The 10,328-nt window shown below is 58.7% G+C and carries 11 protein-coding genes; 6 read left to right on the top strand and 5 right to left on the bottom strand.

All coding sequences use genetic code 11. From position 1 onward, the window contains the following. The 5 genes from JSE7799_RS21100 to drt3a form a co-directional block, all read right to left on the bottom strand. Nucleotides 1–234, bottom strand: a 234-nt coding sequence (locus JSE7799_RS21100; protein WP_186201938.1) for a transposase, incomplete at its 3' end; no start/stop codon positions are given. A gap of 94 nt (nt 235–328) precedes the next feature. Then, nucleotides 329–658, bottom strand: a complete 330-nt coding sequence (locus tag JSE7799_RS21095; RefSeq protein WP_055664004.1) for a hypothetical protein — start codon at nt 656–658, stop codon at nt 329–331. A gap of 170 nt (nt 659–828) precedes the next feature. Further along, nucleotides 829–2,190 (bottom strand): plasmid recombination protein, encoded by a 1,362-nt coding sequence (locus JSE7799_RS13000; protein WP_144431696.1) that lies wholly within the window; start codon nt 2,188–2,190, stop codon nt 829–831. Between the two features lie 689 nt (nt 2,191–2,879). Then, on the bottom strand, nt 2,880–4,970 hold the full coding sequence (drt3b, locus tag JSE7799_RS12995) for an antiviral reverse transcriptase Drt3b (protein WP_083480582.1): 2,091 nt from the start codon (nt 4,968–4,970) through the stop codon (nt 2,880–2,882). After that, entirely contained in the window at nt 4,960–6,405 is a 1,446-nt protein-coding gene (gene drt3a / locus JSE7799_RS12990; RefSeq protein ID WP_222101763.1) for an antiviral reverse transcriptase Drt3a, read from the bottom strand. Before drt3a ends, drt3b begins: the two co-directional genes overlap by 11 nt. Nucleotides 6,406–6,847: 442 nt before the next feature. On the opposite strand from drt3a, the gene JSE7799_RS12980 reads away from it, so the two are divergent. The 6 genes from JSE7799_RS12980 to JSE7799_RS12960 all read left to right on the top strand — a co-directional run. Next, the gene (locus tag JSE7799_RS12980) at nt 6,848–7,399 is read left to right on the top strand and encodes a hypothetical protein (RefSeq protein WP_055664000.1); all 552 of its coding nucleotides are present in this window, start codon (nt 6,848–6,850) and stop codon (nt 7,397–7,399) included. Then, nucleotides 7,396–7,542, top strand: coding sequence for a hypothetical protein (locus JSE7799_RS21090; RefSeq protein ID WP_186201937.1), 147 nt, complete (start codon nt 7,396–7,398; stop codon nt 7,540–7,542). The genes JSE7799_RS12980 and JSE7799_RS21090 overlap by 4 nt, the downstream gene beginning before the upstream one ends. A 20-nt stretch (nt 7,543–7,562) precedes the next feature. Next, the gene (tnpA, locus tag JSE7799_RS12975; RefSeq protein ID WP_055663999.1) at nt 7,563–8,006 is read left to right on the top strand and encodes an IS66-like element accessory protein TnpA; all 444 of its coding nucleotides are present in this window, start codon (nt 7,563–7,565) and stop codon (nt 8,004–8,006) included. Next, nucleotides 8,003–8,356 carry an IS66 family insertion sequence element accessory protein TnpB gene (gene tnpB / locus JSE7799_RS12970; protein WP_055663998.1) on the top strand — a complete coding sequence of 118 codons (354 nt, stop codon included), beginning with the start codon at nt 8,003–8,005 and terminating at the stop codon, nt 8,354–8,356. Before tnpA ends, tnpB begins: the two co-directional genes overlap by 4 nt. A gap of 64 nt (nt 8,357–8,420) precedes the next feature. Next, on the top strand, nt 8,421–9,995 hold the full coding sequence (gene tnpC, locus JSE7799_RS12965; RefSeq protein WP_055663997.1) for an IS66 family transposase: 1,575 nt from the start codon (nt 8,421–8,423) through the stop codon (nt 9,993–9,995). A 131-nt stretch (nt 9,996–10,126) separates the two neighbouring features. Beyond that, the coding region (locus JSE7799_RS12960) for a hypothetical protein (RefSeq protein ID WP_144431695.1) at nt 10,127–10,328 on the top strand (202 nt) is incomplete at its 3' end.

The raw sequence follows: 10,328 nt of genomic DNA, 5'->3' as shown, positions 1-10,328 counted from the left end.
CACCTGCCCGCTCCCCGTGCCCGCAGGCGTGTCGATCCGCTTGGGTTTGTAGCCGTTGGCATAGCCGTGACGCTCGGGCGTGCGCTCATAATGGCTCGCGCCGAGAAACCGCTCCCGTTCGATCTGCATCGCCAGCTCGAAAGCCCGCGCGAACACCGATGCGATCTCGCCGGGCCCGTGCTCGATCAACTGTTCCAAGACCGCCTCAAGCGCCGTATCCTTCCGCCTGTCCATTCGTTCTTCTCCATGGTTGTGTTGCAAGGCCATGGAATACCAGAATGGGCAGCTTGTGCTGGAGGCGCCCCAGCACGAGCTCACGCCCCGCGTCTCAAGCGAATTTCCAGACCTGAGGGTACAGTACCGGGCGTAGCGGATGCGCTGCGATGCGCTTTCGGTTTGCCTTGGTCGCGGGCACCTCCAAGCCTGCGAAGACGGATACGACGAGGTCGTGATCGGCTGCCTCGATGAAGGTCGTGAAGAGTTCTCCGACAGCTTTGCGGCGCGCAGCCTCTTCGCGCTCCTCGGCCTTGGCATCCTTGTCGATCGCCTTTTCGAGCGCGGCGAACGCGCGCTCTCGCGCGGACCGCCGAGGCGTGTCGCCGCTTCCGCGGCCGTCTGCGGGGGCATGGAAGCGGGTGGTGTTGAGCAGGTTTTTCATGATCAGTCATTCCTTGTTGCACTATGGCGGTTAGCGTCCTCCGTGCTTTGCTTCATCGGGGACGGAAGAATGATCGGATCGTTTTTTTGAGGAATTGCGGTTTCCCGAACTTTTCCTGCCGACAGGACGTAAGCTACTGATTAGTGGTCATTCTTTTTTCTCTCACGGCTCTACTCCCGCCGCTCCTCCGCAGCTTTCTGGCCGTTCTTGGGAGTGTCTCCGCGGCCACTGAGCACCATGATCCGGGCAGTCAGTGACCGTCGAATTTCGGCGAGGCGGTGGCGTTCTGCGCGCGGAAGTGTCGCGGCGATCTCGACGATCGTCTCATCAGCACGCTTGATCTCGTTTGTGTCTCGAGCCACCTGCGCCGCCGCCTCATCGTGCGCCTGCTTCCGCACCCGCGCGAGCGCTTTCGAAAAGACATGGAGCGCACGGCGGCGACCGAGCGGGGACTGAGAGATGCGGGCCCTGAGCTTCGCCACAAGCTTAGGATTTGCAGTTGGCGCGTCGACGAGAGTGGATCCACCGCCGCCGTCCTCGATGTCAAAGGCGCCTGCCGCGATGCCCTGCCCGACAGCCAGCACCGCCTCAGCTTCCTGTTCCTTCTCGACTGCCGCCCGACTCCGATCTTCGGCAGCCTTCTCGCGCTCCGTGCTGATACCTTCTCGGCGCCCGACGTCATCTTGTTTCGCCGCGAGATCCGCCTCGCGCTCGGTTAAAGCTGTCTCCCGCTGTTCAAGCGCCTTCTTTGTTTCCACGATCCTGGTGTCCTCGGCTTTCCTCCAGTCGACTGTCCGGACATGCTGGCGGTAGGAAGGCGGCTCCTCACCGGCTTGGCGTGCAACGCGCACTGCCTCCGCGCGGCGTTCGCCGCGGACAAGGCCCAATGGCGCGAAGTGCTCGCCGACGCTGTCCTGCGCTGCCTCATAGTCTTTGATCAGCGGGTGCTTCGACGGCTGGAGCATCCAGCGCTTCGTGCCATTCAGGTCAACCTGGACCTTCGGCACTATGACAGCGTGGATATGATAGGTCGTCTCATCGAGATCCGCGCGCGCGTGCACGACGTCGTCGCCAAAGTTGTCGAGAAGCCATGCCTTCGCGAGTGCCTCGAAGCCACGCTCGCGCTTGTAGAAGTCAACAAAGCCGTCCTCGTCCGCCTCCATCTCGTCGAACCACGAGCGATTGGCAGTCAAGATGACCTCCCGTAGGGGGCCATGGCGGGTGGCACGCCAGGGATCGCGTGGCCCCTCGACCATTCGCGCTTTGAGTTGAGACTTCCGGCGTCGCTTGGTCAGCGTCTCAAGCTCGTCGGCGAAGTTATCCGCCTTCATGTCCTCGATCATGGCGATTGTCCGGCCTGCCCAACCCGCCTTCCCGATCAGGTGCCGGTTTAGGTGAGAGCGGGAGGGATCGACATGGCCGAGATCTCCAGCGTTACGGGTGCGATGCTTCTCAAATCCGCCGAGATCGGACGGGGACATGCCGCTGAAACGACAGACAACGGGGCAGTCGGACGAGGGTTGATCGAACACGGGGCGCATCTCCGGGAGGACAGGAGCCCGGGAGATGTTGCTGACTTCTGCGATCCGGAAATCGCGACTCCTTCAGGGGCGCGGCGCGGGGTGTGCATGCCCCTCTACTCACTAATCAGCCTGCGCAGTCGTCGCGCTGCGCGCGCCTTTGTGCACAGGCTGTCGTTCGCCAGGGGTTGCACCCCTGGACCCCGGCGCCGCTGCCGCGCCGCGCGAAAGGCGCTCCGCCCTCCCGAAACCCGCCCAGTTCCTTCCGGAGCCAAGGACATCGTTCCCGACCCTTGCATCCGCCTGCTCATGGGAGCCCATGCGACCCTCTGCCTCACCGCCGACACCACAACGCGACGCATATCACCAGATACGCCCCATTGTGGTGCCCGCGCACCGGAGCCATTTCTCCAGCTATCGACACCAAGCTACTTGTTGTGGCCGCCGGCTCCGGCATGCCACCGGCTGCGTGAGGCAAAGACCCACCGGCATATGCCTTGGCATCCATCCACATTCACACTGAGCGCTTTCAACTTGAACGTCGGTTGGATGGAGATGGGCTGCCGGTGGCACGCCCCGACCACCGGCATTATCCTGCTGACGTTTATAGGCACACAGGACTTGGAGCTTGTGTGTGTGCCGCATAGTGCTTCTCAAGAAGGATCCACACAAGGCAATCTAGCTCGGGCGCTGCTCTGCCATCAATAGACCTCGCGCGCCCTCTTCTTGTCAAGCTCATTTGAGAGATCAAACCCTTCCCAGTTCGTAAACCAGTAAGAACGGGCGCTGGCAAGAAAACCAATCCTTGCTGTCTCGACCCCATAATAGGCGGCAAGGTCAGCTTTGAGCCCGTCAGACACATACGGGCAGCACTGCAAATCGATCGCTGCAATTACTAACTCAGAGTCGGACTTGATATACGGCCTCCGCTCGGCGAACTTCTCCCTCACTTCGGCTTCCAAGTAAGCTCGCAGGCGCGAGTAGCGATTTCTGTTCCGAACATACAAGAGATAGACAGAAATCGCGAAATAACTCAAGCGTCGAGACCTGCTAAATTCGCCGTGACTGTCAATTTCAATCCCAACGAAATCGGCAAGATTCCTTTCAGGAACACTATAGTTTCGACCGAGCTTGTTCAGGGCAAGCAGGAGATAAAGCGTTTCGTGCTCATGAAAGCGATCGTGAGGCGTATGCTTGATGTGTCGATGGATGCTGTCGAAGACATGCTTGAAAACCTGATCCTTGAGATCCCTCGAAACATTCACCTCGTGCAGCTGATCAACAACTATAGATACGATTCTGGTGAGACGGACTGTGAAATTAACTCGGGGCTGGGACGCATAAATGAAAAACGAGAACTCCAAAATGCCTAGCAGAGCCCGAACGAGTTCACGCTCGTCCCTCAACTCGGGATGATTTCGCTTGAATTCCCGGAAAATATAGTGGGTCCGTCGCTCTATTGCTGCCAGCGTGTAGTTCAGCACCTCCTTGTATCGGACTCCACTCTCCTTAAGTGCCGCCTTATAGTCAGTAATAAGGCTTCTCCCCTGAACTCGGACACTAAAGTGCTGGATCTCATCCCCACCATCCGGGCTGCTCTTTTTATCGAAGCGTGTAACAATCCGTCTCTCCAAGCAATCGCTAATCCTGTTCTTTACGATCGTCAGAGGCGTTATGATTGGCCGATCGTAAGAGTCAGATTTCTCGGAACTCAGGGTGAGCTTCACGCCCTTTAAAAGATCTGCAAGGCACTTCTTGATACAGTCAGAAACCTGGCTATCGCTGCAGAACACGAAATAGTCATCGACATACCTGAATATTTCGTAATTCACCTTGTTCTGAAGCCCATGGTCGAGAGAAAGTATCGCCTCAAGTTTTTGATCAACGTCCTGAAGGATGATCTCAGCAAAAACCCGAGAGAACTCAGGGCCAATCACGATGCCGTTTGTCTCACCTCTGTTCATCGCTTGGACGAGCTTATCAAACTGCCCACCGAAAGTTGGACCAAGTGAGTTGATGTTCTCTTTGGCCACTTCGTGGCCGAGGGTGGCCCAAGCAATAGTATGAGTGTATATACTGTCGAAACAGCTTGCGATATCTAGCTTTGTCAGCGTTGAGAACTTGCGCTCAGCATTCAGATAGTCGTAGTTCTCGTAGAACTTAAATATGTTGCTATACTTCTCGTAAACAAAGAACGAGCCAAGGCCCTCATACTCCTTCCCGCTTTCCTCGAGGGAATCCTGGCTGCTGCCCTTTCTTTCTACGAACAGACGATCTTTGAACCGGACAGTCTTAGCGACTGATGAGGGATGCCGGATTGCGAAGCTACTTTTGCTACATTGGTAAATGATCTGAGCCGAGTGCTTGTGATAAAAGTCTGCAACAAACAGCTGATTTTGAGGGTGAATCACGGAGAGCTGTCGAAACTCGGTTTCTTTATGAGAAATGCGGAAATTGAAAGGGATTGTCCACCGCGATTCTATCATCCATTCTCGTATCTTGTGGACTTTCCCATCCAATATTTCGGTGCCTGTCCGAAACGTATCCGGTTGCTTTGGCCTCAGCTTAAAAAGAATAGATAGAACATCATCATATCGATCATCACTGCTGCGCCAGCGAACGCTCTGCTCGCCCGACCAAACGCCAATCCTGACATCGTGAGCCGCCAGAAACGCGAACAGCCCTGCATTCGAAAAAGATGGAGGAACCTCGAAGGGAATGATGTCAGTAGCAACTGGCCTCTGATATCGCGACCCAGGGTCAAGCGTAGCCTTTCGGCTGTTAGTTCTCATACTTCCAAGCCCTTACGATTTCCTCAAACTCACCCGGCTTCTGGAACCTTCTAAAGATTCGCTCCTGATGCCCTTTTACGAATGAGCAGGCGCTTATTTTCCCACGTAGCGATAGGCTGGCAACTCCACGCACTTGGCCGCTCAACAAGCCATCCAAGGCATTCAAATCCCTAAAGTCACTCAAGTGCCGGTTACTGAAATAGATCCCAACGTACGCATTTTGCTTATTGTGAGTGAGTTGGGTATTTGAAGTTAGGTATCGGACCCGCTTTAGAAGGAGTCTGTAGGCTCGCTTCGGATTCTTCGAGCTATGATCGCGATACCTTTGGAAGGTCCCCCTAATCCTATTCTTGTATCTCTCCAATCTTTTTCGGCTCATCTGGACGCTCAACCCGCCTGAAAATGACAAATTGTACCCAAGATACTCAAAGCTCCACCCATTCTTCGAGTCAGGTTGTCCGTTATGATCAGTGGGCGATTCTTTGGTCTTCCCTGGAGCTTGATTCATTAGGAGGCCGATATCACGCAATAACTTCTCGATTAAGCCCTTCTTGTTCCGCATGTCGGATCCAGGTAGCGGCGCAAAGATGACTATAATATCATCCACATACCGCGCAGAATAAACAACATCAGGCAAACTTTCAATTGTGCGATCAAACTCTCGCATGTACAGTTCTGATAAATATGAACTTATACCAAGTCCCCTGGGCAAACCCTCGCCTGGAGTGCCCGCAAGGGATGAGTAGCGATGAAGTATGCTTGAAAGAATTCGGAGAGATTTTTGACTTAGGAGCTGATCCCCCCTCAGCTTCAGTAGAATATTTTTGTGCGGAATGGACTCGAAGAAGCTCGTAATGTCCGTGCGAATAACGTGATAAGGGAACCTGTCCGAGAGGATGTCGATCACTTGATCCATAACCTCATCTCTATTGGCGGGCTTTAACTTATACAATGATGATATATTCGCCTCCAGCTTCTTCATAGCATAGTATGGTGCTGGTTTTTCTATGTCGATTACATATACACTCTTCCCCCCTGGCCCAGGAGCCTGGGAGAATTCAATCTCAAAACTTCTTTTGTTCACGTTCCGAGAGACATCTTCCAACTCCTCAAGCAGAACATCGTCTCGCTCCCTGCGAACTTCCTCTCGCTTCTCTTTGAGTAAGTTAAATTGAGCCTGCTCATCATCCGAGTATTTTCCAGGATGGGTTCGTCTAAATTCTTTCGTCGCCCGTATGCAGGACTTCAGCTCCTCCGTCTTTTCACGCACGCTCCCAAAATAATCCAAGTCGCGAACTCGCCCCTTACGTTTTTCAGAGTCTGAGATTTTCCGAAAATTTCGGGCGGAGAACGTCTGATCCAACAAGAGCTGACCTATCTCTATCTTTGCATTTCTGTGACGATTGCTGCTGGCTTGCCGCGTTGCAAGCGGCATGTTCTCATTTTTTTGGACTGTCGCTCTACCACCGACAGACCCGTTCGTGCCAGTGCCTCTCCGCCTGCGAGATGGTGCATGTGACGGTGGACGCCGGCTTGTTTGTCGGTGCCTCACAACATCTGCATCAGGCCGTTGCCCTCGGCTCGACATGCAATGCCTCCGACCCCTCAGCGGATTGGCGGTCGTCGCCCCAGACTGCTTTAACGTTCCACCGAGTGGGCGAGTGGGAGGTAGCTCTATCGACGCTCGACCGTCTGACGCTTGCGCATGGACAGCGGGCCGGAGGCAGTGCAACCGCTATGCTAAAAGATATCAGCTTTAAGCTGGCGGCCAGGTTCCTCGTCTTCGTGCACGCGCCAGGTGTCGCGCACGAAGACGAGGCTCCAGCCCCTGGAGTGAGGTCGGGAGGTGCGGCGATGTAAATCGCAAGGAGGTCGAGATGCTCGACAGCGCACTCACGATATTCACTATGACCGAGGCTTGGCGTGACCACGTCAGCCACGGCGACATCGTGTCTTTCCACTTTCCCCTCGCCGAGGAGGAGAACCAAGGACGCCCCAAGGCACGGCCCTGCCTGATCCTCGACGTCGAGTTGCATGGCGGCCAGCGCTACGCCCTGCTTGCCTACGGCACGACCTCGCGCCGCCGCTCCAATGTCGGCTACGAGGTGCACGTCCGGCGCCGCGCGGAATATCTGTCCGCCGGACTCGATGAGCCGACCCGTTTCGTTGGCGCGCGCCGCCTGCTCGTGCCCCTGACCCACAGCGGCTTCGCCATCTGCCGATCTACCGGCTCCGCCGTGCTCGGCCGCCTCGAAGGCGCACCGTTCGAGGCGATGAACGCAGTCCGCGGCCGCATCCATGCCGAACACGACATTGCGGCCGACCGACGATTGCGGCGGCGGCGCGGTGCCCAGCGTGGTCGCGATTTCACCGTGGAGCGGCGAACCCCGCAGCGGGCTGCCCCGGCCGGAAAGGCGGTGCAGAAATGACCACGCTGGTCTCGCGAACCTTGCTGGAGCAGCAGGTCGATCTTACTCGGGCTGTTCTCGGGCAACTGCACGGTAAGCGCCGTCCCCGCCCCATTGATTTCCGCGGTTCCGTCGCGCTGAGCCAGCGGCGAGTCTCGTTCTGAGCATTCAGAAGGAGCTTATGATGGCGGACGGCGGGGACGGATTTGGTGGCTGTATCGAGGTTGTGGAGCGGACGCGTGGATACCGGCGCTGGCCGGATGAGGTAAAAGCGCGGATCGTCACCGAGAGCTTTCAGCCTGGAGTTCGTGTGGTGGATGTCGCGCGGCGACATGATCTGGCGGGACATCAGCTTTCGGATTGGCGGCGTCAGGCTCGTCAGGGGAAGCTGGTCTTGTCGGCGGACGCCATGGCCGATGTTTCGTCAGATGCTCTTCCTGCCTTCGTGCCGGTTTCGGTGGAGCCGGAGGTGGAGCCGGAGGACGACGCCCCGTCCGCGGAAGCCGGCGGCGGAACCGGCGGTGTCATCACGATCGAGATTGGCGACGAGCTCGTGCTGCGGGTGCCGGGCGATGTTCCGGCAGAGCGGGCTGCGGCGATGGCGCGCGCCCTGCGGGGGTCGGCATGATCGTCGCAGGACAGCGCCTGCCGATCCTGATTGCGACGCGGCCGGTGGACTTCCGCTGCGGTCATCACGCGCTGGCGCTGATCGTGCAGACCGAGCTGAAGCTCGATCCGCATTCCGGGGTGACAGTGATCTTCAGATCGAAGCGCGGTGACCGCCTGAAGATCCTGGTCTGGGATGGAACGGGTCTCGTGCTTGTCTACAAGGTCCTCGAGCAGGGCAGCTTCGCTTGGCCGAAGGTTCAGGACGGGGTGATTCGGTTGTCGCGGGCACAGTTCGAGGCCCTGTTCGAGGGGCTGGATTGGCGGCGGGTGGTGGCGCAGCGCGTGCGGCCTCCGGCTGCGGCAGGGTGAATCACTGAACCTGTTTTGACCATGTTTTGTTGGGCTTTCCTGTCGGGATCGGATAGGAAAATGCATGTCGCAGCCCTTCGATCTCAGTCAATTTCCAGACCTCCCGCCGGAGGTGGTGAAGGCGTTCGAGGCCGCGCAATCCGAACTGTCGGTCGAGCGTGCGGCGCGCCAGCATGAGCAGGCAGTGGTGGCCGAGAAGAGCGCCTTCATCACCGAACTGAAGGCACTGATCGCGAAGCTGGAGAGCCAGGTTCAGGACTACCGGCGCACGAAGTTCGGGCCGAAGTCGGAGAAGTTGGACCCCGCGCAGCTCGAGCTTGCTCTCGAGGATCTCGAGACCGCCATCGCCGAGACCCAGGAACAGATCGCCGTGGCCGAAGAGAAGGTCGCGGCCAGCGCGACCGATCCGGAGACGAAGACCTCGCGCAAGCCACGCAAGTCCCGGGCGTTACCGGACCACCTGCCGCGCGTGGAACGGGTAATCGAGCCCGACAGCATCACCTGTCCCTGCGGCTGTGGCGACATGGTCCGGATTGGTGAAGATCGGGCGGAACGGCTGGATTACATTCCGGCACGCTACCAGGTCATCGCCACGATCCGCCCGAAATACGCCTGCCCCAAGGGGCGCACGGGCGTAGTTCAGGCGAAAGCCCCGGCGCACCTGCTGGAGGGCAGTTGGCCCACCGAAGCGCTGCTGGCGCAGGTGGCGGTATCCAAGCATTCCGAGCACATGCCGCTGAACCGGCAGGCCGTGGTCATGGCCCGGCACGGCGTGCCGATCGACCGCTCGGTGCTGGCGGACTGGATGGGCCGGACAGGGGCGCTGATCGAGCCGGTGGTGGAGCATATGGCCAAGGCCCTGATCCAGGGCAGCACCCGGCTCTATGTCGACGAAACGACCGCTCCGGTGCTGGACCCCGGGCGGGGCAAGACGAAGACGGGCTACCTGTGGGCGGTTCTGCGCGATGAGCGGGGCTGGAATGGACCGGCGCCGCCGGGCGTGGTGTTCCACTATCGGCCCGGCCGAAAGGGCGCGTATGCCGATGAAATCCTGACCGGCTTCAATGGCACGATCCAGGTCGATGCCTATGGCGGCTACACGCATCTGGCCAAGCCGAAGAAGGGGTCACCCATCGTCGACGAGGCGCTGGTGCGCATCGCTGCGCTCTACAATGTCGAGGATGCCATCCGCGGCTCGGAGCCCGATCATCGCCGGGCGGTCCGCCAGAACCTGTCCCGCCCACTGGTCGATGAGTTCTTCACCTGGCTGGCCGCCCAGGCCGCGCGCATCTCGCGCAAATCCGAGCTTGGCGAGGCGCTCGCCTACATGCTCCGGCGCCAAGACGGCTTCCGGCTCTTCCTCGACGATGGCCGGGTCGATATGGACTCCAACCTCGTCGAGAACGCGATCCGCAGCCCGGCCATGAACCGCCGCAACGCGCTGTTTGCCGGGCACGATGACGGCGGTCGATCATGGGCGCGCTTCGCCAGCCTGATCGGCACCTGCAAGATGAACGGCGTCGAGCCCTATGCCTACCTACGCGATCTCTTCACCAAGCTCGCCAACGGCCATCTCGACAAGGACATCGACGCGTTGATGCCATGGGCTTACGCCGAGGCGTCCCACCCCTCACAATGAGCTCATCCGGGAGTCCTCAGTGAGCTCACTCTGAGCGCGCACAAGGGCGAAAGCGGCAGCCGGATACGCCGAGCGATCCCGACCGCAAGCGAAAACCCAATGGGGCCGAGACGGCGCTTACACTGCACGGAATGGATCAGCACCTGCTGTCCCACGTGCTACCGCATCTGGGCGCGACCGCGCGTGAGGTGGTTCGGGACCTCCTCGAGGCTCTCGATGTAGAGGAAGGAATCGACCCGAACATCGCCTACTATGTCGACGCCGCAATCGCCGAGGTCCGCGCCGCCATCGTCGCCGGAACGGCTCAAGAAGAGGTCGCCATCCCGCGTGAGC

Source organism: Jannaschia seosinensis (genome assembly GCF_001408515.1).
Classification (GTDB): domain Bacteria; phylum Pseudomonadota; class Alphaproteobacteria; order Rhodobacterales; family Rhodobacteraceae; genus Jannaschia; species Jannaschia seosinensis.
The sequence above is the reverse complement of the archived record's forward strand: the minus strand, read 5'-3'. Positions and strand labels throughout refer to the sequence as shown.

Bases quoted from the DNA above. Each gene is read 5' to 3' on its own strand.
- tnpB (WP_055663998.1), top strand. From the start codon at position 8,003: ATGATCGTCGCAGGACAGCGCCTGCCGATCCTGATTGCGACGCGGCCG.
- tnpA (WP_055663999.1), top strand. From the start codon at position 7,563: ATGGCGGACGGCGGGGACGGATTTGGTGGCTGTATCGAGGTTGTGGAG.
- drt3b (WP_083480582.1), bottom strand. From the start codon at position 4,970: ATGAGAACTAACAGCCGAAAGGCTACGCTTGACCCTGGGTCGCGATAT.
- drt3a (WP_222101763.1), bottom strand. From the start codon at position 6,405: ATGCCGCTTGCAACGCGGCAAGCCAGCAGCAATCGTCACAGAAATGCA.
- JSE7799_RS21090 (WP_186201937.1), top strand. From the start codon at position 7,396: ATGACCACGCTGGTCTCGCGAACCTTGCTGGAGCAGCAGGTCGATCTT.
- JSE7799_RS21095 (WP_055664004.1), bottom strand. From the start codon at position 658: ATGAAAAACCTGCTCAACACCACCCGCTTCCATGCCCCCGCAGACGGC.
- JSE7799_RS12980 (WP_055664000.1), top strand. From the start codon at position 6,848: ATGCTCGACAGCGCACTCACGATATTCACTATGACCGAGGCTTGGCGT.
- tnpC (WP_055663997.1), top strand. From the start codon at position 8,421: ATGTCGCAGCCCTTCGATCTCAGTCAATTTCCAGACCTCCCGCCGGAG.